Source organism: Novosphingobium oxfordense, assembly GCF_044029435.1.
In the GTDB taxonomy this organism is placed as follows: domain Bacteria; phylum Pseudomonadota; class Alphaproteobacteria; order Sphingomonadales; family Sphingomonadaceae; genus Novosphingobium.
Genome location: NZ_CP147005.1, coordinates 3,471,744 through 3,495,138, shown reverse-complemented (window position 1 = coordinate 3,495,138; position 23,395 = coordinate 3,471,744). Strand labels below are relative to the sequence as shown.

General features: G+C 61.3%; 21 protein-coding genes. 14 read left to right on the top strand and 7 right to left on the bottom strand.

Annotated features, from left to right (window positions below; genetic code table 11):
- Positions 1-74: 74 nt before the first annotated feature.
- Together WBP07_RS16680 and WBP07_RS16675 are read left to right on the top strand one after the other, a co-directional pair.
- The gene (locus WBP07_RS16680) at positions 75-2,366 is read left to right on the top strand and encodes a TonB-dependent receptor (RefSeq protein ID WP_395392723.1); all 2,292 of its coding nucleotides are present in this window, start codon (positions 75-77) and stop codon (positions 2,364-2,366) included.
- A complete protein-coding gene (locus tag WBP07_RS16675) occupies positions 2,366-3,769 on the top strand; it encodes a PepSY-associated TM helix domain-containing protein (RefSeq protein ID WP_395392722.1) in 1,404 nt (467 codons plus the stop codon). Before WBP07_RS16680 ends, WBP07_RS16675 begins: the two co-directional genes overlap by 1 nt.
- Positions 3,770-3,814: 45 nt before the next feature.
- Here WBP07_RS16675 and cydX read toward each other — a convergent pair whose 3' ends face one another.
- From cydX to WBP07_RS16660, 3 genes are read right to left on the bottom strand one after another with little or no spacing between them, the layout of a single operon-like run.
- Positions 3,815-3,931 (bottom strand): cytochrome bd-I oxidase subunit CydX, encoded by a 117-nt coding sequence (cydX, locus tag WBP07_RS16670; protein ID WP_395329407.1) that lies wholly within the window; start codon positions 3,929-3,931, stop codon positions 3,815-3,817.
- 10 nt (positions 3,932-3,941) lie between these two features.
- Positions 3,942-5,090 carry a cytochrome d ubiquinol oxidase subunit II gene (cydB, locus tag WBP07_RS16665; protein ID WP_395392721.1) on the bottom strand — a complete coding sequence of 383 codons (1,149 nt, stop codon included), beginning with the start codon at positions 5,088-5,090 and terminating at the stop codon, positions 3,942-3,944.
- 39 nt (positions 5,091-5,129) lie between these two features.
- Positions 5,130-6,716 (bottom strand): cytochrome ubiquinol oxidase subunit I, encoded by a 1,587-nt coding sequence (locus WBP07_RS16660; protein WP_395392720.1) that lies wholly within the window; start codon positions 6,714-6,716, stop codon positions 5,130-5,132.
- A gap of 126 nt (positions 6,717-6,842) precedes the next feature.
- On the opposite strand from WBP07_RS16660, the gene WBP07_RS16655 reads away from it, so the two are divergent.
- On the top strand, positions 6,843-8,420 hold the full coding sequence (locus WBP07_RS16655) for an ATP-binding cassette domain-containing protein (RefSeq protein WP_395392718.1): 1,578 nt from the start codon (positions 6,843-6,845) through the stop codon (positions 8,418-8,420).
- On the top strand, positions 8,417-10,003 hold the full coding sequence (locus WBP07_RS16650) for an amino acid ABC transporter ATP-binding/permease protein (RefSeq protein ID WP_395392717.1): 1,587 nt from the start codon (positions 8,417-8,419) through the stop codon (positions 10,001-10,003). The genes WBP07_RS16655 and WBP07_RS16650 overlap by 4 nt, the downstream gene beginning before the upstream one ends.
- A 4-nt stretch (positions 10,004-10,007) precedes the next feature.
- Here the strand turns inward: WBP07_RS16650 and WBP07_RS16645 are convergent, their stop codons facing one another.
- From WBP07_RS16645 to WBP07_RS16635, 3 genes are all read right to left on the bottom strand, one after another.
- The gene (locus WBP07_RS16645) at positions 10,008-10,391 is read right to left on the bottom strand and encodes an ArsR/SmtB family transcription factor (protein ID WP_395392716.1); all 384 of its coding nucleotides are present in this window, start codon (positions 10,389-10,391) and stop codon (positions 10,008-10,010) included.
- A gap of 1 nt (position 10,392) precedes the next feature.
- Positions 10,393-11,034 (bottom strand): peroxiredoxin, encoded by a 642-nt coding sequence (locus tag WBP07_RS16640; RefSeq protein ID WP_395392715.1) that lies wholly within the window; start codon positions 11,032-11,034, stop codon positions 10,393-10,395.
- 442 nt (positions 11,035-11,476) lie between these two features.
- On the bottom strand, positions 11,477-12,493 hold the full coding sequence (locus WBP07_RS16635; protein WP_395392714.1) for a M48 family metalloprotease: 1,017 nt from the start codon (positions 12,491-12,493) through the stop codon (positions 11,477-11,479).
- Between the two features lie 95 nt (positions 12,494-12,588).
- On the opposite strand from WBP07_RS16635, the gene WBP07_RS16630 reads away from it, so the two are divergent.
- Both WBP07_RS16630 and WBP07_RS16625 read left to right on the top strand, forming a co-directional pair.
- A complete protein-coding gene (locus WBP07_RS16630; RefSeq protein WP_395392713.1) occupies positions 12,589-13,392 on the top strand; it encodes a metallophosphoesterase family protein in 804 nt (267 codons plus the stop codon).
- Between the two features lie 160 nt (positions 13,393-13,552).
- Positions 13,553-13,804 carry a hypothetical protein gene (locus WBP07_RS16625; protein WP_395392712.1) on the top strand — a complete coding sequence of 84 codons (252 nt, stop codon included), beginning with the start codon at positions 13,553-13,555 and terminating at the stop codon, positions 13,802-13,804.
- Positions 13,805-14,116: 312 nt separating this feature from the next.
- Here the strand turns inward: WBP07_RS16625 and WBP07_RS16620 are convergent, their stop codons facing one another.
- Entirely contained in the window at positions 14,117-15,265 is a 1,149-nt protein-coding gene (locus WBP07_RS16620) for a polysaccharide biosynthesis/export family protein (RefSeq protein WP_395392711.1), read from the bottom strand.
- Between the two features lie 207 nt (positions 15,266-15,472).
- Between WBP07_RS16620 and WBP07_RS16615 the strand changes: the two genes are divergently transcribed.
- The 8 genes from WBP07_RS16615 to WBP07_RS16580 all read left to right on the top strand — a co-directional run bounded on the left by WBP07_RS16615 (position 15,473) and on the right by WBP07_RS16580 (position 23,356).
- Entirely contained in the window at positions 15,473-16,636 is a 1,164-nt protein-coding gene (locus WBP07_RS16615) for a capsule biosynthesis protein (protein WP_395392710.1), read from the top strand.
- Between the two features lie 2 nt (positions 16,637-16,638).
- Positions 16,639-17,436, top strand: a complete 798-nt coding sequence (locus WBP07_RS16610; protein ID WP_395395821.1) for an ABC transporter permease — start codon at positions 16,639-16,641, stop codon at positions 17,434-17,436.
- Positions 17,433-18,080, top strand: coding sequence for an ABC transporter ATP-binding protein (locus WBP07_RS16605; RefSeq protein WP_395392708.1), 648 nt, complete (start codon positions 17,433-17,435; stop codon positions 18,078-18,080). The genes WBP07_RS16610 and WBP07_RS16605 overlap by 4 nt, the downstream gene beginning before the upstream one ends.
- 64 nt (positions 18,081-18,144) lie before the next feature.
- Entirely contained in the window at positions 18,145-19,038 is an 894-nt protein-coding gene (locus WBP07_RS16600; protein WP_395392707.1) for a class I SAM-dependent methyltransferase, read from the top strand.
- A 99-nt stretch (positions 19,039-19,137) separates the two neighbouring features.
- Positions 19,138-20,601 carry a D-glycero-beta-D-manno-heptose-7-phosphate kinase gene (rfaE1, locus tag WBP07_RS16595; RefSeq protein ID WP_395392706.1) on the top strand — a complete coding sequence of 488 codons (1,464 nt, stop codon included), beginning with the start codon at positions 19,138-19,140 and terminating at the stop codon, positions 20,599-20,601.
- The gene (gene rfaD, locus WBP07_RS16590) at positions 20,598-21,584 is read left to right on the top strand and encodes an ADP-glyceromanno-heptose 6-epimerase (RefSeq protein WP_395392704.1); all 987 of its coding nucleotides are present in this window, start codon (positions 20,598-20,600) and stop codon (positions 21,582-21,584) included. The genes rfaE1 and rfaD overlap by 4 nt, the downstream gene beginning before the upstream one ends.
- Positions 21,585-21,593: 9 nt before the next feature.
- On the top strand, positions 21,594-22,163 hold the full coding sequence (locus tag WBP07_RS16585; protein WP_395392702.1) for a D-glycero-alpha-D-manno-heptose-1,7-bisphosphate 7-phosphatase: 570 nt from the start codon (positions 21,594-21,596) through the stop codon (positions 22,161-22,163).
- Positions 22,164-22,177: 14 nt separating this feature from the next.
- The gene (locus tag WBP07_RS16580; protein ID WP_395392700.1) at positions 22,178-23,356 is read left to right on the top strand and encodes an AGE family epimerase/isomerase; all 1,179 of its coding nucleotides are present in this window, start codon (positions 22,178-22,180) and stop codon (positions 23,354-23,356) included.
- Positions 23,357-23,395 lie beyond the last annotated feature (39 nt).

The following is a 23,395-nucleotide window of genomic DNA, read 5'->3' as shown; positions in this document are numbered from 1 at the left end:
CGCGTTCGCGTGCGGCCCTTCCGGCTTGAGTGCACGTCGCCGCAATCGCGCGCGTGCCGGTCAGGTGACTTTCGATGACCCGTATTCTGCTCGCGCTCGGCGCGGCTCCGCTTGCCCTTATTTCTTTCTCGGCACTGGCCGACGAACCTGCCGATGCCCCTGCTTCCGATTCCATTCTCGTCGTCGGCCAGCGCAATGCGCCGATCAGCCTCGACGCGCGCGGGCTGTCGGTCAGCCTTGGCGATGAGCAATTCCAGGGCGTGAACGCCCAGAACGTGGAGGATCTGATCAAGTACGCGCCCGATTTCTTCGTGCGCAAACGCTTCGCCGGCGATTCCAACGGCGTGCCGGGCTTTCGCGGCACCCATTCGACCCAAAGCGCGCGTACGCTGGTAATGGTGGACGGCTTCACCGTCTCCAACTTCCTTGGCAACTCCTTCGCCTATGCCCCCAAGTGGGGCGTGGTCGGCCCCGGCGAAGTCGAGCAGTTCGACGTGGTCTACGGCCCCTATTCGGCGCGCTATGCCGGCAATTCCATGGGCGGCGTGGTCAACATCACCACCCGCTCGCCCGAACGGACCGAGGCTTTCGCCACCGTGCAGGGCCTGGTCCAGCCCTACGATCAGTACGGCACGCATGACACGTACTGGGGCTGGTCCGGCGAGGCCGGCGTGGGATTCCGGCAGAAGGATGGGCCCTGGTCGCTGCGCCTATCCGGCCGCCACTTCCGCAACACCGGCCAGCCGATGATGTTCTACGGCCTGACGCCATCGACCAGCACCGCCGCCGCCGCGGCAGTCACCGGCGCGGTGGTCGATCCCAAGCAACACATGACCGGCGCGCCCGGCACTGCCACCAACCCGATCTTCGCGGCGCAGAGCCCTGCCGAAATCACGCAGGATCAGGCCAAGCTGCGCCTCGGCTACGACGGAGCCTCGGGCGTGACCGGCGAAGTGCTGCTCGCCTATTGGCACAACCTCGACAACGAGACCGCGCCGGACTGCTACTTGCGCAATGCTGCGGGCGACGCGGTCTGCGAGGGGCTCGTCTCGATCGGCGGGCAGAAATACACCGCCAGCGGCGCCAACTGGTCGCGCGCAATCCGCGACGAACTGCTGGCCGGCGCGAAAGTCTCCGCACCGGTTTCGGACGCGCTGACGCTGGATCTCAATCTCTCGACCTACCAGATCCTGCGCTCCGACGGGTTCACCTCGAAAGGCTACGCGGCCGGAGCATCGGATGGCGCGGGTACGCTGGCGCGGCAGGGGCCAACATACTGGTACACCGGCGACTTGGCGCTCACCGCCGATCTGGGCGGGGCCGAGCTGGCCGGAGGGCTGAGCGGCAATCTCTACAAGACCGATCAGGTCAACTACACGCTCACGAACTGGCGCAGCGATGCCGGCAAGGCGTTCTCGACCGAGACTTTCGGCAAGACCCGCAACCTTGGCGCCTGGGCCGAACTGCGCGTGCCGATCGAGACCGTGACGCTGACATTGGGCACCCGGTTCGAGGATTGGCGCGCTTTCGATGGCGGGCTGGGGCGGCTCAATAGCGGCGGCCAGCCGGTGTTCAATCGCTACGCCAGCCGCCACGCCACCGGCTTCCAGCCCAAAGCCTCGGCCGAATGGGCGATCGATCCCGACACGCGGCTCCAGCTCAGTCTGGCCAAGGCCACTCGTTTCCCGACAGTGGGCGAACTTTTCCAGGGCAGCCTCAACGGTGACGGCAGCTTCAATCCGGACAGCTTCGATCCCAACCTGAAGCCCGAACGTTCGACCGACGCCAACCTGCTGCTCGCCCATCAATTCGGCAAAGTGAAGCTGACCGGATCGGTGTTCTGGCAGCGGGTGAAGGACACGATCTTCAGCTTCACCGGCTTCAACCAGAACGGGGTGACCACCTCCAGCTTCAAGAACATCGACCTGACGCGCCAATATGGCCTGGAGCTGATCGCCGAGGCGCGCGAAGTGCTGCCCGGCCTCGACGTGGACGCCAACGCGGCGTGGATCGATTCGGTCACCCTGCGCAACGATGCCGCCCCCGCTACCGAGGGCGTGCAGTTCCCGCGCATCCCGCGCTGGCGGCTCAATGGCAACTTGCGATACCGGGTGATCGAGCCCGTCCTGCTCTCTATCGGCGTACGCTATGCCAGCCGCCCGAATACCGACCTGTTCGGCCTGCAGCGCGGCGATACCTACGGCTATACCTCCGAACTCTTCGCGCTCGACGCCAAGGTCAGCTGGGATGTGACCGAGCAACTGCGCCTGAGTGCGGGCGTCGACAACCTCACCAACGATCGGGCCTGGGTCTATCACCCCTACCCGCAGCGCAGCTTCCTTGTCGAAGCGGGATGGAAGATGTGATGACGGCCGAGATGCGCCCCGAAATACGCCCCGAAATACGCCCCGAAATACGCAGAGAACGCTGGTACCGCGCGGTCTGGCGCTGGCACTTCTATGCCGGGCTGTTCTGCGTGCCGTTCGTGCTGTGGCTCTCCGTCACCGGCGGGCTCTACCTGTTCAAGCCGCAGATCGAGCAGGCGCTCTACGCCCCCTATCGCAATGTCGCGAGCGGGCCGGCCCCGCGCCTCTCGCCCGACCGGATCGCCGCGCAAGCGGTGGCGGCGGTGCCGGGATCGATGCTGCACAAGTATGTCCTGCCACGCTCTGCGACGGACGCAGTGGAAGTGCTGGTGGGCAAGGGCGCCGGCGAGATGCGCGTCTGGGTCCACCCGCAGACCGGCGCGGTGCTTTACAAAGTGCCAGAGGAAAGCCGGTTCATGCGCGTGGTCTTCCGCCTGCATGGCGAATTGCTCTCGGGCGACTACGGATCGGCGCTGGTGGAAACAGCTGCGTGCTGGACGGTGGTGATGCTGCTGACCGGACTGTTCCTCTGGTGGCCGCGCGGGGCGAGCGGGCTGGCCGGCGTGCTCTACCCCCGCCTGTTCAGGGGGCGCACGCTGTTCTGGCGCGATATCCATGCCGTCACCGGCCTGTGGATCTCACTCGGCGCGCTATTCCTGATTGCAACCGGCCTACCCTGGGCCAATGCCTGGGGCGACTACTTCCGGCAGGTGCGCATCGTCACCGGCACGGCGGCGGACCGGCAGGACTGGTCCGCCGGGTCTTCCGCCGAAGCCCAGCAGCGCATGATGGCGGACGCAGGAATGCGCGCGATGATGTCCGAACATGCCGAACATCACGGCATGACGATGAGCCACTTGCCCGCCAACCCCGCCGCGCTCGATGCCGTGGTGGCGCGCGCCGGTGGCCTTGGCTTCGCGCATCCGGTCGAGGTCAGCCCGCCAACCGCGCCGGACGGCCCGTGGCAGGTGCGCAGTCAGGCCGAGAACCGGCCGATGCGCGACAGTGCCGAAGTCACAAATGACGGCACGCTGATCGGGATCGAGCGCTTTTCCCAGCGCCACTGGATCGACCGCGCGGTGGGCTACGGCGTTGCCATCCATGAGGGCGAGTGGCGCGGACTGGCGAACCAGCTGGTCAATCTGGCGGTCCTGCTCGGCCTCGTCACGCTCTGCCTGTCCAGCGTGGTGTTGTGGTGGCGGCGCAAGCCGCAGGCCATGCTGGGCGCCCCGGCGACATTCGCGCCGCTGCGCCATAGCTGGGCGCTGGTCGCGCTGGTGCTGCTGATGGCGATGCTGATGCCGCTGTTCGGCCTCTCGCTGGGCCTTGCCGTGCTGGCGGAATGGAGCCTCAAACGCCTGGCGCCAAGGCTGGGCCCGTGGATGGGCTGGCGCACCGCATAGGAAAACGGCGGCGCTCCGGATGGGAGCGCCGCCGCTTTCATGACGTCAATCGAGGACCGTCTTCTCTTCGGACGGATCGGTGTGGAACTCATGCCACACGCCGTTGATGATGCCGAAGCCAACCGCCAGGCCGACGCCGAGGATCCAGGAAAAGTACCACATAGTCGGCTCCTCAATAGAAGTCTGGGTTCATGCCCACTTCGTGCTGCGTCACCCGGCCGAACATCACCTTGTAGGCCCAGGCCGTGTAGAGCAGCACGATCGGCAGCAGGATCACCGTCACCAGCAGCATGATGAACAGCGTCGTGTGGCTGGACGACGCGTTCCACGCCAGCAGGCTGGAGCGGGCGTCGATCGAGCTGGGCAGGATGTACGGGAACATCGAAAGGCCTACCGAGGCGATGATGCCCAGGTTCGCCATCGACGATCCGGCGAAGACCAGCGTATCCTTGCGCCCGCGAATGCCGAAGAAGGCGACCAGCGGCCCAGTCAGCCCCAGCAGCGGGGCCAGCACCATCCATGGATAGGCGCTGTAATTCGTCAGCCATGCGCCGGGGGCATGCACGCTTACGGCAAGGCGCGGATTCGATGCCCCCTGCGGATCGACGGCGCCGACCAGCGCGTAGCCGATGTCGCCCATCGCCAGCCACAGGCCGCCCACCGCGTAGAGCGCGAAGGCAACCAGCGCCGCCACTTGTCCGTAAGCCTGCGCCCGATCGCGTGCAGGCCCATGTTCCAGCTTCAGCGTCAACCAGCCGGCGCCATGGAGCACGATCATCGCCACCGACACCACCCCGCAGAGCAGCGCGAACGGCGTGAACAGCCCCAGCAGCGTTCCCTCGTAGAAGCTGCGCAAGTCGCTATCCAGCCGGAAGGGGACGCCCAGCAGCACGTTGCCGATCGCCACGCCGAACACCAGCGAAGGCACGAAACCGCCGACGAACAGCGCCCAGTCCCAGCGCGAGCGCCAGGCCGGATCGGGCCGCTTCGACCGGTACTTGAAGCCCACCGGGCGCAGGATGAAGGCGGACAGCACCAGGAACATGGCGATGTAGAAGCCGGAGAAGCTGACCGCATAGACGAAGGGCCAGGCGGCGAAGATCGCGCCGCCGCCCAGGATGAACCACACCTGGTTGCCTTCCCAGGTGGGGCCGATGGCATTGATCACCATGCGGCGTTCGGCATCGGTGCGCCCCACGAAGGGCATCAGCGCGGCCGAGCCGAGGTCGAAACCGTCGGTCAGGGCGAAGCCGATGAGCAGCACGCCCATCAGCGTCCACCAGATCAGCCGCATCGTTTCATAGTCGAAGGGAATGGACATCGTTGCCTCCATCTTATTGGGGCGTCTTATTCGGGCGTCTTACTCGGCCGGGATCGCGGTGAAGGTGGTGGCAGGCGCACGCTCGGGAGCGGGCTCGCCATCGTACCCTTCGTAGACCTCGGGCCCCTTGCGGATCGTCGCCAGCATCAGCTTGACCTCGATCACCGCCATGATCCCGTAGAGCGCGGTGAAGCCGAAGATGGTGGACCAGATCTGGGGCACCGTCAGGCTCGATGCGCCCAGGAAGGTGGGCAGCACGCCGTCCACCGCCCAGGGCTGACGCCCCAGTTCGGCAACCAGCCAGCCCACCTCGATCGCGATCCACGGCAGCGGCATCACCAGCACCGCCGTGCGCAGGAACCACTTGCGGTCGAACCGGCGCCGGACGGAGAAGGCGAAAGCGGTGGCGAAGAAGGCGATGAAGAAGAAGCCCAGCCCCGCCATCACGCGGAACATCCAGAACAGCGCCGGCACATTGGGCACCGTGGTCCACGCCGCCTTCAGGATCGTGGCATCGTCCGCCGTGCGCGGGTCGGCCACGAAACGCTTCAGCAGCAGGGCATAGCCAAGGTCATCCTTGTTCCGCTCCCACGCCTCACGCGCGGCAAGATCGGTGGGATTGACCTTCAGTTTCTCCACCGCGTCATAGGCCAGTACGCCGGTGCGGATGCGCTGGTCGGCGCGTTCTACCAGCGGAATGATGCCGGTGACTTCGCCCGTAAGGCTGCGCGTCGCGATCAGGCCCAGCACATAGGGGATCTTGATCTCGTGCGTAGTCTCATGCGCGGTGTTGGAAGGCAGGCCGAACAGGTCGAGGCCGGCAGGCGCCTTCTCGGTTTCCCACATGGCCTCCATCGCGGCCATCTTCATCTTCTGGTTGTCCGAAACCGCGTAACCGCTCTCGTCCCCCAGCACCACGACCGAGAGCGAGGAGGCAAGGCCGAAGGCCGCCGCCACGGTGAAGCTGCGCTTCGCCAATTCCAGATGACGCCCGCGCAGCAGATAATAGCACGAGACGCCCAGCACGAAGAGGCTGGCGCAGACGTACCCCGCGCTGACGGTGTGGACGAACTTCGCCTGCGCGACCGGATTGAAGATCACGTCCTTGAAGTTCGACACTTCCATGCGCATCGTTTCGGGATTGAACACTGCGCCCGTCGGATGCTGCATCCAGCCGTTGGCGACCAGGATCCACAGCGCCGAAAGGTTGGAGCCGATGGCGACCATGATGGTCGTCAACAGGTGCCCGCGCTTGGAAAGCCGGTCCCAGCCGAAGAACATCAGGCCCACGAAAGTCGCTTCCAGGAAGAAGGCCATCAAGCCCTCGATCGCCAGCGGCGCGCCGAAAATGTCGCCCACGTAGTGCGAGTAATAGGCCCAGTTCATGCCGAACTCGAACTCCATGGTGAGGCCGGTGGCCACGCCAAGGACGAAGTTGATGCCGAAAAGCTTGCCCCAGAACCGCGTCACGTCCCGCCAGATGGGACGATCGGTTATCACATAGACACTTTCCATAATTACGAGAATGAAGGAAAGGCCAAGGGTCAGGGGAACGAAGAGAAAATGGTACAGCGCCGTAAGGGCGAACTGTAACCGGGAGAGTTCAACCACTGCCATGTCGATCATGTCGAATCCTGCCTTTTGAGCACTCTGGCGAGACAGATTAGGTTGCCTCGAACAGGTTGGTTTCGTAGGGTCGCGTTAGGCTTAGCCACTTGGGCTGTCAAACAATACTTACATGGTTTCCGTAATTTGATCTATGTCAAAACAACAGTGCCGTGGCTGGCCGACGTTGCCGGCGCAGCGCTCCTCTCCTGGGGATTGGCCAGTGGTGTTGGGCTGATTGCCGGACACGCGACTGGGCCGATTGCCGCGCCCGCATCCGGACCCAGCCCCCTGCTGCTGCCCGCCGCGTTGATACTTGGCGGGGCGACCCTGCGTGCCGCTGCGGCTTTCGCCGTCGATCGGCTGGCCGTCGGCTCCGCGCAGGCCCTGGGCCGTGAACGTCGCCGCCGATTGTGGTCAGCCCTCCTCGGCGAACCGCTTACGGATCCGCTAAGCACCGGGGAAAGCACCACACTTGCCATTGACCATAACACGGCAATCGAGAATCGCGATGTCAGGTTTTCCCCTGTCCGCCTGAATGCCGCGATCGGCCCGCTGGTGGTCGCCGCAGTGGTGGCGCCGGCCAGTTGGGTGGCCGCCGCGATCATGCTGGCAACGCTGCTGCCCTTCGTGCTCGGCTCGATCCTGGCCGGCACCGCCGCCCGCCGTGCTTCCGAGCGCCAGCTGGCTGCCCTATCCGCACTGTCCGGCCTGTTCGTCGACCGGATCACCCACTTGCCGCTGATCCGCCACTACGGCGCCGAGGCGCGCATCTCGCAGCAAGTGCGTGAGGCCACCCGGCAGGTCGCGAAGCGCACGGTCGCGGTGCTGCGCGCGGCCTTCCTCTCGAACGCGGTGCTGGAATTCTTCGCGGCGCTCTCGATCGCGTTGGTCGCCGTCTACTGCGGCTTCTCATTGCTCGGCCTGCTGCCGTTCCGCGCCCCGGAAACGCTGACCTTGGTTCCCGCCTTCTTCGTGCTGGCCATGGCGCCCGAGTTCTACCTGCCGATGCGCCGCCTTGCAGCTGCCTATCATGAGAAGCAGTTGGGCGAAGCCGCTGAGGCAGCACTGGCACCCTTTGCGGCGTCCCCCAGACAGCCCGCCGCCGACCACAGGTTCGATGGCTTGCACGTCAACGACCTGACACTCGCCTTTCCCGGCATCGCGGTGGGGCCGCTCAGCTTCACGCTCGCCGCAACCGATCTGGTCGCGCTGACCGGGCCGACCGGCAGCGGCAAGACCAGCACGCTGGCCGCAATCGCCGGACAGCTGGCCCCTGCCGCCGGCTCCGCCACCGGCATGGACGGCTCCCCCCTCCCCAACGCAGCCGTGGCATGGGCCGCCCAGCGCCCGTTGCTGGTAACCGGCACGCTGGCGCGCAATCTGGCGCTGGCCGCCCCGCAGGCAACCCCTGCAGAGATCGGCGCGGTAGCCGAACAGGTTGGCCTCGCCCCCCTGCTCGCAAGGCGGGGAGGCCTGGACATGGCCATCGATCACGCCGGATCCGGCCTTTCGGGCGGCGAGCGCCGCCGGATCGGGCTGGCCCGCGCAATCCTCTCAGGCCGCCCGCTGATGCTTTGCGACGAGCCGACCGCAGACCTCGACGCGGAGTCCGCCGCCGCCGTGATCGCGCTACTGAAGGACCTTTCCTCCTCGCGCTGCATCCTCGTCGCCACGCACGATCCCATGCTCGTTCGCGCCGCAGGGAAGGAGATCGCGCTGTGACCGCCCCCCATCGCAATCCCCTCGCCGTCGCCGGCCTTGCCCGCGGCCGCCTGCTTTTTGCCAGCCTCTGCGCCGGCCTTGCCGCCATCGCGGCCATCGGCCTGCTCGGTGTGTCGGGCTGGTTCCTGACCGGCGCGGCGATGGCGGGCGCCGGCGGAACCGTGGCCGTAGCCGCCTTCAACTACCTCATCCCCAGCGCGCTGATCCGCCTGCTCGCCATCGTCCGCACCCTGGCCCGCTACGGCGAACGCCTGCTCTCGCACAAAGTCGCGCTGGAAAGCATGGCGGACTTGCGCGGATCGCTGTTCGACAGGCTTGCCGCGCAGGACAGCCGCCACGCGCAGGACTCCTCGCCGGGTGAGGCCAGCAACCGCCTGATCGACGACGTCGCCGCGCTGGAAGACCTGGTAATCCGCGAACCCGCATGCCATGCCGCATTGGTTTCAGCGGCAGTGGGCCTGGCCGCCGCATGCCTTGCCGGGATTCCGGCGCTGATCTGGCTCGGTGCCATGCTCGGAATGCTTCCAGCCCTATTCGGGCGCGTATCGCTGGCCCTGACGCGCAAGCCCGCAGACGCCGCCGCCGAAGCACTGGGCAACTTGCGCCGCCATTACATCGAGCTCGCCGCATCGCGCGCCGAGATCGCCGCCTATGGATTGGCCGACGAAGCGCTGGCCGAACTCGAACCCATCGCCGATCGCCTCGATAACGCACGCGCCCGCCTGTTCCGCGCCGAAGCGCTGCAAGGCGGATTGCTGACGCTCTACGGCGCTGCCGCGATGGCCGGCATCCTGCTGCTGGCGCAGGCGAGCGCCCCGATCGTGGCGCTCGCCATGCTGGCAACCGCCTCTGCGGTGGAAGCGATGGGCGGCTTCGCACGCAGCCTCCTGCGCCGCGCATCGCTCGATGCCGGTCTGCGCCGGCTCGCCGTGCTGAGCGCGCTCGATCCCACGCTTGCTCAGCCGGAAACAGCGAAAAACGCGGCGGTCGTGACTCTCGGCGGCCGACAATTCGCGCCGGGCGCCCGCATTGCACTCACGGGCCCATCCGGCGCAGGCAAGACCCGCGTCCTTCTGGCGCTTGCTGGAATGCAGGAGCCCACCGTTCCGCTCGCCGTCGACGGCGAGCCAGTGGACCAGTGCCCTGCCCGCAGACTTGAAGGCCAATTCGCTCTCTCGCCGCAGGACGCGCCGATGCTCATCGGCACCGTGGCAGACAATCTCCGCCTGGCCCGTAAAGGCCTCACCGAAGCGGAAATGTGGCACGCGCTGACGGTAGCGCAGCTTCGGGAACGTATCGCCGGCAGCGAACTGGGCCTGGACACGCCGCTCGGCGAGGCAGGCGGCACACTATCCGGCGGTGAACGCAAACGCCTCTCACTCGCCAGGGCTCTGCTCGCCGGACGGCCATGGCTGCTGCTCGACGAACCCAGCGAAGGATTGGACGCGAAGACAGAAGCCGCGCTGGTAAAAAGCCTCGACTCATGGCTCCGGGAGACGGGAACGGGGCTGATTCTGGTGTCCCACCGCAGAGCCCCGCTCGCACTGTGCGACGCGGAAGTGGAGATCGCTTCGCTGGCCTGAGCGCTCAGCGCAAAACGCGTGCGAAGCCTGCTGCGCCGCCCGGAGACGTACTCACCACATCCACCTGCCGGGAAACCTGCGCGACGCCCGCTTGCGCAGAGCCGGTGCCCGCCTTGGCGATGCCATCGAGAAAGGCGCTCAACGCGCCCATGCGCTCGCCATCAACGCGATAGAAGACTTGCTTGCCGGTCCGCTGCGTCGCCACAAGCTCCGCCTTGCGGAGCACCGCAAGCTGTTGCGAGAGGCCCGGCTGCCCGATTCCGGTCACTTCTTCGATCTCGCCCACCGAAAGCTCGGCAGCGCGAACCGCGTAGAGTATCTGCAATCGCAAGGGATGCGCCAGCGCCCGTAACAACTCAGCGGTCGCGTCAAGGTCATCCTCCCCCACGTCAGCCCTCCTTACCCAACGGCGCGTAAAACCACGCAGCGGGATCCGCCGCCGCGAATGCGGCCGCCGCAGTATCTTCCGGCGCACGCAGCAGATCATCGCCGGCCTGCCAATCGGCTGGAGCCAGCCCCCTGCCACCTCGCACCTGCTGGAGCGCCGCCAATAGTCGCAGCATTTCGGGGATCGAGCGGCCGACAGTCAGTGGATAGCTATTCAACGCCTGCAACACGCCTTCAGGATCGATGAAATAGGTCATCCGCACCGTAGCGCTATCGCCGGCATCAGCCCCGACCATGCCGAAGCCGCGCGCAATCTCCATCGTCGGGTCTTCGATAATGGGAAACTCGACGGCGACCCCGGTCGTGTCGCGAATAAGGCGAATCCAGGCGAGATGCGAATAAAGGCTGTCCACAGACAGCCCGACCAATCGACAATCCAGCGCAGCAAACTGCGGCGCGCCACGTGCCAGAGCAAGCACCTCGCTGGTGCAGACCGGCGTGAAATCGGCGGGGTGCGAAAAAAGAATGAGCCACCTGCCCCGATAGTCCTGCAGATCGAACGGCCCTTGAGTACTGCGCGCCACGAAACGCGGGACGCGATCGCCGATGCGCAACGGCTGTAGCTCGCTCTCCTGCGTTTCCACTCAATCCTCCACTTACCGAAACGAGAACACTTACACGATTATGCGCTATGGCAAATCATGCCATTCAATTATCGGGGGTATCCTGCCGCTCTTTCGCGTTCAACGATGAAATGCACCGAGCATCATCGGATATGCCTTAAGTGAACAATAGCGGGAGCTGATAAGCAAACAGCCCGCATCTCGCCTTCATGAGGGCCCAAATCGAAGCCCCTTGATGGGTTTCCACAATACAAACGGCCAAGAGCCCATTCAACAATCCGCTATGTGCAAGTTCTGCGACAGCGGCCCAGCCCATCAGCCTCGGCCGGGGCATTTCCTCTTACTCATCAGGCTGCCTTACCATAGATCGCTTCGCAGACGCCGCCAGCGCCTACTCCCATCGCCATGCCCTATTCAAAGGGACGTTCGAGATTCAAGTGTCCCTATTTGCGGATCATCCCCATCACCGGCCCGCGACCTGCAGCCTCTGCCAATCGCCATCAAGCGGCTTGTCTCGCTCTGCCAGTATCGCTGGATGAACGGGGCGCTCCGGCCCCAAGGACTTGATGGCATGCTCGATCGTGGCAAGGCGATCCTTCCATGCCGGGTGCGTGCGGCTCCGCAACATCCCGCCGGAATGATCAGGGCCGAACAGGCGCCAGAACCGAACGGCGATCTGCGGATCGTAGCCCGCGTTGGCAAGCAATGATACGGACAGAATGTCGGCTTCCAACTCGGTTTGCCGGAAGTAGCCTATGTTCCGACCGAACTCGGACATCATGCCGTATGCGGCGCCCTTAGCCTCAAGTCGATCCCGATGATGCAAAATGTTGTGCGCCAATTCATGCGCGATCGGTGCTGCCACCAGATCCGGATAATCGGCAAAGAAGCGGCTGCCGATCTGCACCATCTCTCCGTCCGCCTTCGCGATGAACTCGGGACCGGCCACCACCTCAAAACGGGTTCGGCACGCAGGCACCGGATCGACCGTGTAGGCGTAATCGACGCCATCGCGGCGACCGTAGAGTTGCAGCGGTTTATCGGCGGGCAGATGGGCAATCTGTCCGGCGATCTTGATGACCGCTTCCGTGCTCCCCTCGGCATGCAAGTCGGATGGCGCGAAGCGTATCGGGCCGGCGCCAAGCAGGGTATCGTCCGGCTTTACGCCTGCGCCAGCCGCTGGAGATCCATCGATCACGGCCTCCACACCTGCGGGACCATCGAGATGAAAATGGCGAAGGGCTATATCGCGAACATTCAACCCATATTGAGTCGGTGTATGAACGAGAATGCCAAGGCCGGGTTCTTGCCGATCGCACAGGGAAGCGTTGGCGACAGCAAGGCGATAGCCGATTTCCGCCATCTCTGCATCCACGGCGCGGATATCCTCGAGAGGCGGCGGCGGGTCGCTGGCAAGCGATAAAGCGGGATCGCCAAAGGCGATAGTGGAGGCTAACAATATGCAGACCGTACGGCGCATGCCAACTTTCCGGCGTTTTGTGCTTGCAAGTCGGCCGAGTTTCATCATTGCGAACATTCTTCGCTCATTACGAATAAGAGGTACTGCATCTTCCGATGCTTGCGAAATTTTTCTCTCGTACGGCAAAGCCCGTTGCGCCTGTTGCGTGCGCGCCCCACGGGCGACGCATCTACGCCATCGGTGACATCCATGGCCGACTGGATCTGCTGAATGGCCTTTTAGAGCAGATTTTTCGCAACTCAACAGCTCTGGGCGGTCCTCCGGCCGAACTGATCTTCCTCGGGGATCTGATTGATCGCGGCCCGGATTCGGCGGGGGTTATCGAGCGTCTCATGTCCGTGAAGGCCGAACGGCCGGAAACGCGCTTCCTCTTGGGCAATCATGAAGAAGTTTTCCTGAAGGTTTTGGGCGGTGATCGCAAGGCATTACGCCTTTTCCATCGTATCGGTGGTGCTGAGACTGTGCAGAGTTACGGAATAAGCCCTGAAGTTTACGCTGCCGCAGATTTCGACGAGTTGGCCGCAATGCTGGAGGCCGCTGTGCCCGAATCTCATCGAGTCTTCCTTGCCGGTTTCGAGGACTTGATCGCGGAAGGCGATTACGTCTTCGTCCATGCGGGAATTCGCCCCGGCGTTCCCCTCGAAAACCAGAATGCCAGCGATCTGCGTTGGATTCGCGACGAATTTGTCTCTCCTGCGACCGGTCAGCAATGCGGCATACCAGGCAAAGTCGTCGTTCACGGCCATACAATTACCGAGGGCGTCGTCGAAAAACCCCATCGTATTGGCCTAGACACGGGCGCCTATCGCTCAGGCATTTTGACAGCGATGGGATTTGAAAACGATCAGCGCTGGATTCTACAGGAAGAACGCGTTCGCGAATGCGACATGGTAGGTTAACAAAATTTTATTCAATGAACTATTCTGTCAGGGCCGCCTGATTATGGCGCTTTCGCAACAAGCACGCAGGAATTTGTCGTGCAGTATCAATTCGCTTGCGCCGGCGTTCACGCGTTGCTAGCGAATTTAACTCTAGTAACGTTTTCTAGAAAAAAGGCCAATGGATATGCGTATCAGCAACCTCCTCGTCGCCGCAGCCGTAGCATCGTCCCTCGTGGCGGCTCCGGCTATGGCTAACCCGGCAGCTTCGCTGTCGATCGCCAAGGCGAGCAACGTTAAGGCTTCGTCGAAGGGCAAGAAGTCCAGCAACCTGACTTCGACCGCTGTCATCCTCGGCGGCCTCGCCGGCGCTGCTGCTATCGGTGGTATCGTCGCTGCGACCACCGGCGGTGGCAATAGCGACAGCAACTAAGCTGTTCGCTTGCGAATAAAGAAATGGCGGCCATTTGGCCGCCATTTTTTTTGGACACTTCCCTACGTTTGATTGGAAAGCAAGAAGGCAAACAGTGGATAGGCCTTCTCTCCAATCAATCATGCCGTGATCTGACTAACTGGCCTCTGGCGTGCTTGGATGATCAAGCGCCGCTGACCGCGCCGCTCCCGTATCAGCACCATCTCGGGCGGGCTTATCGCAACAGCCTTCGTGCGTCAGGCTCGGTAGTGGATGCGAGTGCTAGACGGACACATCGCATCGCACGTTACCTGCGAGCCGGCATCCCCAACGTTATTTGCTGTTCTGAATGACCGAGACTGCGCTGGTCACCGTCATGATCGGCGAGAATAATTGGCTAATAAGCTGAATCAGCTTGCTGGGCTGGTTCGCCGCTGCATTACCGAAGTAAAGCACATCCTTATCCTTCATGGCGAAGCGCTGTGCCACGAAATAAGTACCGGTCTTCATCATGTTGAGGTGATACACAATCGGTACCTCCTTGCCCTGCTCATCCTGGACATAGCGAAACACAAAGATCGCAGCAGGATCGCCCAGATTCGGGTTCGTACCGCCAGCGGTCGCGATCGCCTCGGCCAACGACACCTTTGAACGGGGGAACGGAATCTGCTGGACAATTCCCGGCGCGCCCATAACGGAATAGGTACGCGGGTTGCTGATGAGCATCAGTCGGTCGCCAGGATAGGCACGCACGTCGAGATTCGGTGTATCGATCAGATCGTTAATGGGAATGTCGACACTGCTACCGTGCCGATACACCCTCAAAGTCAGGTCTTTGGCATTCCCGCGATAGCCCCCGGCCAACGCGACCACATCGGACAGCGTCTCACGGTTGGTCTGCAAAACCAGGCGGCCGGGCCGTGCCACTTCGCCACTGACGATAACCGAATTGGTGATCGCCTGGCCCAGCGTTATCAGCACCTGCGGGTTCTGCGACAGCCCACGCAGCGAGCGGCGGACCATGACCTCGACCTCACCTACGGTGCGGCCTACCACATGAAGCTTGCCGGCATAAGGGATTGAGATGTCGCCATTGTCGTCCACCCGGCTCGGCGGCAGGTGTTGAGCCTGTACCCCCGGATTGGCGCCGATCTGACCAAGCGACCCAGCAGTGCCGACGGATCCGCCGGCAGAAAACAATGTGACGCCAGCCTCATAGATATTGATGTCCAGAACGTCGCCCGGCCCGATCATATCGGTCGGCGGCGGCGGCATATCGGCCAGGGTTGCTGGTGGAGAATCGTTCCCGGGGGCGGGAACGTCGGCGGTCGATTCGACCTGCACCAACTTGATCGGCAGTTCCCCATCAGCCTCGCGCGCCGACTTTTCCACCTGGCTGCCCGTAGGGCCGCTCGCAGGAAGTGTGGCGCAGCCGGCAAGACCCGCAAAGAGGGTCACGGCAACGAACTTCTTTACTTGCATCGTTGGATGAACTCGGGACCACTTGACCAGTCCTCGCTTTAGCACTGCGCTTTGAGAGTGGACAAGGGTGCGCCTTGTTTTTGCGACTGAATGCAGACGGAATAATGGCCAAGCCCACCGCCGGTCTTGCACCCTGCGACATGTTGGCTTAGCCCAGCACTATGCCGTGGTATGGCAAACCGCCCCTGAGGTGCTGCAAAGATATTTATGAACGTTGAGCATTCGTTCCTGTCCGACACGGTCGCCGCAGCTCGCCCTTCCGTTCTCTCCCGATGGATGAAGAAACGGCGCTGGTTCATCATTTTTGTTATCGCGCCGACGATGTTGGCGGCGTTATATTTCGGGCTGTTCGCTTCGGATATCTACGTCTCCGAATCCCGCTTCGTCATTAAGAGCCCCGACCAGAAGCGCGCGCAGCTATCCTCGTTGGCAAATCTTATCCAGACCACCGGGTTGTCGGGCGGACAGGAACAAGCCAACGAAGTCCTCGATTTCGTTCGTTCGCGCGATGCCCTCAAGGCGCTGGAGAAAACCCCCGGTTTCCGCGCCCGCTACGCCTCGCATGATGTAGACTTTCTCTCCCGTTTTCCTCAGCCACTGCACGACAACACGTTCGAGGATTTGTACAAGTACTACGGGAAGCAGGTCGAAGCCCAGCTCGACACGGAGACCGGAGCCTCGGTCATTAGGGTTAAGGGATACACGGCACAGGATGCCTATGAGGTGAACCGCCGCCTTCTCGAACTAAGCGAAGATCTGGTCAATCGCCTCAACGACCGTGTCCGCACCCGCGCCATTTCGGAAGCGCAGCGGCAAGTCGACCTCGCCACCGACCGAGCCAGAACCGCTCGGATCGCCTTGGCTCGATACCGCAATTCTGAGGAACTGATCGATCCTGCGAAGCAAGCGGTGGGTGTACTGGAAATTTCGAACGGCCTGATCGCCCAGCGCGCCGCACTCCAAGCGCAACTCGATCAAATGCGGCGCGTCACTCCCGAGAATCCCTCCATCCCGGCCCTGCAGAACCGAGTGAATGCGATATCTGGCCAGATCGGCGCTCAGGACAATCGTGTGGTCGGATCCCCAAGCGGCATTGCCTCCAAGCTTGGCGGCTACGAAAACCTCCTCGTCGAACAGGAATTTGCAACTCAAAACCTTAACGTTGCCAACGCCGCACTGGTTCAGGCCCGCGCCGACGCCCAGCGCCAACAGTATTATCTTGAACGCGTCGTCGAACCTAACCTGCCCGACATGCCGCTGTTGCCGCGTCGCCTACTGGACATCATCATTGTCGCGGCCGTCGCAACCTGCCTTTACTTCATCGGATGGATGCTGGTTGTCGGTATTCTTGAGCACGCACCGGAAGAGTGACCATGGCGCGCTCAAACCTAGGCAGGCTGCAAGAAGGATGGCGCATCCAAACGCGGGTAATCCACGCGCTCATGATCCGCGAGTTGAACACTCGCTTCGGGCGTGAGAATATCGGCTTCCTATGGATCATGGTTGAGCCCCTGCTCTTCGCCAGCCTGGTCGCGATCCTGTGGCGCTTCATGAAAGGTCCGCAGGAGCACGGCATAAGCATCGTTGGTTTCGTGGTTTCAGGATACATCCCTCTCACCATGTTCCGACACTGTGTGTCCAGATCGGTCAGCATCTTCGTGGCCAATGGCAGCATGATGTATCACCGCCAAATCAAGGTCATCGACTTCGTCCTGGTACGCTTCCTGATCGAGATGCTGGGCAGCATGATGGCATACCTGTTCATCGGCGTAGTGCTTATTCCATTTGAACTATTCCCGATTCCGGCTGACATCGGCATGTTCGTGATCGGATGGCTTCTCTATTCGTTGTTCTGCCTTTCCTTGTGCCTGATCATCGCTCCATTGTCTGAGATGTCGGAAGTGCTTGAGAAATTCATCCCCGTGACCACTTATATCATGATACCTGTCTCAGGCGCGTTCACGATGTCTTCGTGGCTGACGCCGGCTTTGCGCAAATACCTGATGTGGTCCCCTTTCGTGAACTCCATGGAACTGATGCGCGGGGGCCTCTGGGGCGAAAAGGTGACGCCTCATTATGACATCGTGAACCCACTCATCTGCTCTATGATCGGGGCACTGATCGGTTTGGCGCTATGTCGGCACGTACGCCGTACGTTGGTGGTCGAATGATCGTATGCCGCAACCTGAGCAAGAGCTACGCCCATGGCGGAACACGCAAGGACGTGTTCAAGGACGTCAACTTTGCTGTCCAACGGGGCGACCGGATTGCCCTGCTAGGCCGCAACGGCGCGGGCAAATCCACACTAATCAAGCTCATCGGCGGCGTAGAGATGCCTACCGCCGGCAAGGTCGAGCGACGCATGTCTGTATCCTGGCCGCTGGGTTTTGCAGGCGGTTTCCAAGGCAGCCTGACTGGTTATGACAATGCGCGCTTTATCGCCCGCATCTACGATCGCAGTTACAGTGAGATGCGAGACTTCATCGAGGATTTTACCGAGTTAGGTCGCCAGTTGAAGATGCCGGTTAAGACCTACTCATCCGGGATGCGCGCACGCTTGGCCTTCGGGCTCTCGCTGGCAATCGAATTCGACTGTTATCTTATCGACGAAATTATTCTGGTGGGCGATCAGAATTTCAATCGCAAGTGCGCGCAGGAATTGTTCGAAAAGCGCAATGATCGCACCATGATTTTAGCGTCCCATAGCACGGAACTGATCAGCCAAGTCTGCAATCGAGCCATCCTCATCCACGACAAGCAGGCGATGGAATACGAGGACGTGGGTCAGGCAGTGGAAGCCTATAAACAGCTTTGATTGGTCCAGCCTGCTTACCCAAGATAACCTGGACCCTGGTACTGCTCATGATTAGGTAGAGGACATGGATAGCGAAACAAGGCAATCGGCAGCCCATTGGGACCAGATGTATGCAGCGGCACGAGGGGCAACCTGGCATACCGATGAAACGATAAGTGCTTATATCGAGCAGCGTCAGTTCGGTAAGCAGGGGCATTGGCTTGGTCACATATTCCAGGACGTTGTCAAATTTCGCCCCAAACGTCTGCTATCGATCGGGTGCGGCGCCGGTGATCACGAACTGGCTATTGCCAGGGCAGGATTGGCTGAAGAAGTTCACGCCTTTGATGCATCCGAGGTGGGCATCGCGCAGGCACAGCAAACTGCCTTGGCGGAAAACCTCAACGCAAATTTCTTCGTGGATACTTTTGAAACATTCATCGACAGAGAATTTCCTCAGAAATTCGATACGATTATGTTCGTCGGATCGTTGCATCACGTCGAAAACATGAATGACATGCTGGCAAAAGTCAGTTCACTACTGACCGATGACGGCAAGGTCATGTATAACGAATATATCGGCCCGTGTTACATCTCGTTTCCGGATGAACGGGTCGCGCTGATCAACCATGTCTTGCGCAGCATACCCGCCGAGTTCAAGGTCAGCCCCGACGCCCAATGGCGCAATCCCACCATGCAGGAAATCCAGAAGCTCGACCCGAGTGAGGCAGTGCGTTCCGCGTTGATCCCGCAGTTCCTGCGTCTCTATTTCGATGTCGAATGGGAGCGAGGCTTTGGTGGAGGGTTGCTCCATCCCTTGTTCCAGCAGCTCAATGTCAATCGCCTGGCCGTGGGGGATGCTGCAAGCGATGCAGTCGTCTCCATGTTGATTGGGATCGAACAGTTGCTGGAGGACCAAGCTATTCTGCCGTGCGACTTCGTTCTTGGCATTGCTTGCCAAAAGGCGAATGCTGCTTGAAAAGCCTTCGGGTCATGTCTGGCACACTGACCAGATTTAGGATGCCATCGATGTGACCCAAGGCACCGCCGTAACCTTGTTTGGGCGTGAAGTCTCTCTATGAATTTGCCTAATTTTGGACATGTCCGGGTACTTTGCATCGGCGACATCATGTTGGACCGCTTCGTTCAGGGGCGCGTCCGGCGGATCTCTCCCGAAAGCCCGGTTCCGATCATCGAAATGGACGAAGTCGAGAATGTCCCCGGAGGCGCCGCCAATGTCGGCCGCAACATCTGTGCACTGGGTGGGGGCTGCACACTGATCGGAGCGATCGGGCGAGATCAGGCAGGGGACGAGCTGAAAGCGTTGCTGACCTGCGACGGCATGATACCGGTACTCACCTTGGACGATACGCGCCCGACCATCGAAAAGGTGCGCTATGTCGCATTCGGCCAGCACCTGCTTCGCGCCGACAGGGAAATCCCCGGCGACATTTCCGATGATACGGCAGCCGAAATCATCCGTCAGGTGACGGAGCAAATAGCGGATCATCACGTTCTAATCCTCTCCGATTATGCAAAGGGCGTGCTGACGGATGCGGTCATCTCGACCATAATCGGGATTGCTTCCCAGGCAGGGGTTCCAGTTGTCGTTGACCCCAAGTCGATACGGCTCGAACGATATGCCGGTGCAAGCGTAATCACCCCCAATGCCAAGGAAACATCGAGCGCAACCGGCATCGACATTGTCGGAGACGCCGATGCCGAACGCGCCGGGGCGAAAGTCCTGGCGGATACGAAAATCGCCGCGCTCCTGATGACCCGATCAGAACAGGGCATGACCCTCATGACACGGGACGGAGAGGTTGTCCACGTACCCGCCAGTGGCCGCGAAGTTTACGACGTGGTCGGAGCAGGCGACACCGTGGTGGCCACGTTGGCATTGTGCATGGGCGCGGGAATGCCGATGGAAGCATCGGTTCACATTGCCAACGCGGCCGCCGGCGTCGTGGTCGGCAAGCGCGGAACGGCTACGCTCACCCGATCAGAACTGCTGGACGAGCTTTCACGACTGAGCCGCCTCGGCATGTCTTCGAGCAAGGCCAAAGTCATGTCTGCCTCGAGTGCGTTCGACCTTCGCACCCAATGGGATGCGGATGGATTATCGGTAGGCTTCACCAATGGTTGCTTTGACATTCTGCATATCGGGCATATCCGCATTCTGGAGTTTGCGCGCAGCCAGTGCGACCGGCTGATCGTCGGCGTAAATTCCGATGCTTCGGTAAAGCGGCTGAAAGGCCCGACACGCCCGGTAAACGAAGAAGCTGATCGCGCGCATATTCTCGGCGCGTTCGGCTTCGTGGATGCAGTCGTGATCTTCGACGAGGACACGCCCTACGACCTCATCGCCCAATTGCAGCCTGATGTGCTGGTCAAAGGAGCGGACTACAAGATCGAAGAGGTCGTGGGATGCGATATCGTGCAGAAGCGGGGCGGCAAGGTCGTAACCTTCGAACTTGTTCCGGATCGCAGCACGACCGGGATCATCGCCAAGGCGGCGGCAACTTCGAAGGATACAGCATGATTGTCGTAACCGGCGCAGCAGGTTTCATAGGATCCAACATCGTCGCCGACCTGGAAGCCAGAGGTCTGGGGCCGATTGCCGTCGTTGACTGGTTCGAACACGACGAACGCTGGCGCAATCTGGCGCGACGCCAGATCGATGCATTCGTCCGTCCGGACGAATTGGGTCCCTGGCTCAAGGCCCATGTCAGGGAGGTGCGGGCAGTCATTCACATGGGGGCCATATCGGCAACGACCGAGCGTGACGTCGACAAGCTCGTCGCCAATAATATCAACTTCACGATCGGGCTGTGGGACTGGTGCGCGGAACACCAGGTACCTTTCATCTACGCCTCGTCTGCGGCGACATACGGCGGTATCGAGAGCCGCTTCGTCGACGATCAAAGCCTTGAGGCCATGAGCGCACTACAGCCTCTGAACGCCTATGGCTGGAGCAAGAAGGCCACCGATCTGGTTTTCGCCCGGCGCATCGCGCAAAATCGACCCAAGCCTCCTCAATGGGCCGGTCTGAAGTTCTTCAACGTCTATGGGCCTAACGAGTACCACAAGGGCGACATGATGTCTGTGGCCTGCAAGGTGTACGATCAGGTCATGCGGGGCGAGAAACTTCGCCTGTTCAAGTCCTATCGTGACGGGATAGGGGATGGCCAACAACGTCGCGACTTCGTCTACGTGAAGGATTGCGCGGCATTTGTCATGTGGCTGCTCGACAATCCTGACATGAGCGGGATTTTCAACGTGGGTTCCGGCCATGCCCGTTCATTTTTCGACGTAGCGCAGGCGCTTGGACTTGCTACTAGCCGTGAGATCGAAATCGAATTTATCGAAATGCCTGTCCAAATCCGGGATCGATATCAATATTTTACGGAAGCCGACATGACGAAGGCCCGAACCTGCGGCATGACAACCCCACCCCATACTTTGGAGGATGGTATCGGCGAGTACGTGCGTGAGTATCTGGCTCGCGACAATCGCTATCGATAAGTTCTCTTTATGATCCAGCCAGGTGCTATTCTGCTTGATCGCGACGGGACGATCATAGTCGAACGCGACTACCTTCGCGATCCGACGTTGGTGGAGTTGGAGGCGAGCGCTGTCGAGGGGTTACGCAAGCTGACCTCGGCAGGTTGGCGACTGGTCGTTCTTACCAACCAGTCCGGCGTCGCCAGAGGCTATTTCGATCGCCAGTTGGTGGACACAATCAATGCCGTAGTGCACAAAAAGCTGGAACAGCATGGTATTTGCGTGTCAGGCTGGTTCGTCTGTCCCCATGGTCAATCGGACGGCTGCGCTTGTCGCAAACCTATGCCAGGGCTTGCTGTGGAAGCTTCCGTGATGTTGGGAATAGATCTGAAAGCGAGCTGGATGATAGGAGATAAGGTGTCCGATATCGCTCTGGCTCAAGCGATCGAAGGGCGCGCGATTCTCGTCCGAACAGGGCATGCAACAACGATGGACGAAAACGCAGCCCATGCTTGCAACGCCTGGGTCGCCGACAACCTGGACGAAGCAGCAGAAATTGTCTTGAGCAATACCGTCGGGAGAAGCAGCTCGTTGCGATGAGGCAGGGTCAAGGCATGGGTCCTCCTGACGTTGGCGAGGCTGGTGCTAGCGCATCCCTGCCTGACGAATTGTGCCGTGCGTCCCGCTGGCTGCGCGACGCGGCACTTCCATTGTGGAGTAGCGCCGGTTTCGACGCAGTGCGTGGTGCATTCCACGAGCAGCTCGACTTCTCGTTGACGCCATTGGTCGATAGGCCATCCCGCCTGATGGTTCAGGCGCGTCAAATCTCCGTGTTCTGCTCGGCCGCCCTGTCCGGGCGCTTCGCAGCCGGCGAAGAGCCAGCCCTCACCGCAGCGCAGAACATGATCGACCGTTATGAAAGCGTCGACGGACTGCCTGGCTGGGTTTTTTCACGCCGCGAAGACGGCTCGCTGGACCCTTTGAGGGATCTCTACGCGCATGCCTTTGTCTTGTTCGGATTATCGTGGGCAATTAGACTGGCGCCCCGGCGTAGCTTTCTCGACGCCATTGAACGCACGGTATCGTTCATCGAAGCCAATATGCGTGATGCTGAGCACGGGGGCTACTGGGACAGCCTGCCCCTAATGGATGCGCTCAGACGGCAAAATCCACATATGCATCTATTTGAAGCGTTCATCGCGCTGCATGAGGCCACCGGTGAATCGCGCTTTCTAGTCGCGGGAGAAAAGCTTCGTGAACTGATGGTATCACAGTTCCTTGCTCGCGAGGGCGGCGCTCTGCGTGAATATTTCTCACAGGACTGGACGGTTCATCCAGCCCAGGGAGCTGGCAGTGTCGAGCCTGGACATCTTTTCGAATGGTCTTGGCTATTGACGCGGTATGAAACGTTCAGCGGCAAGGACCAATCGAATCCTATCGGGCGCCTGATGGCCATGGCACTCCGGCATGGGCTCGACAAGCGAACCGGCCGCATCATTGACGAGATCACTGAAGACGGCCGCCCCGTCCGAACATCCAGTCGATCATGGCCCCATGCCGAAGCGTTGAAGGCACTCAGTACCGTAAAGTCAGAACTGGGCGGTGGCGATAGTTCGGCAATGGCGGCTATCCTGCACCGCCTCATGACTGTGTACTGCCCGCCCTTCCTTAATGGAGGATGGCAGGATCAAATGGACAACGAAGATCATCCGTTGCGCCCAGACATCCCTGCTAGCACGTTTTACCATATCTATTTCAGCATAACTTGTGCTGAAGATTACTTGGCCCACTGAATTTTTCTCAAGATACTTTGCCGCAAAATCTATTCGTAA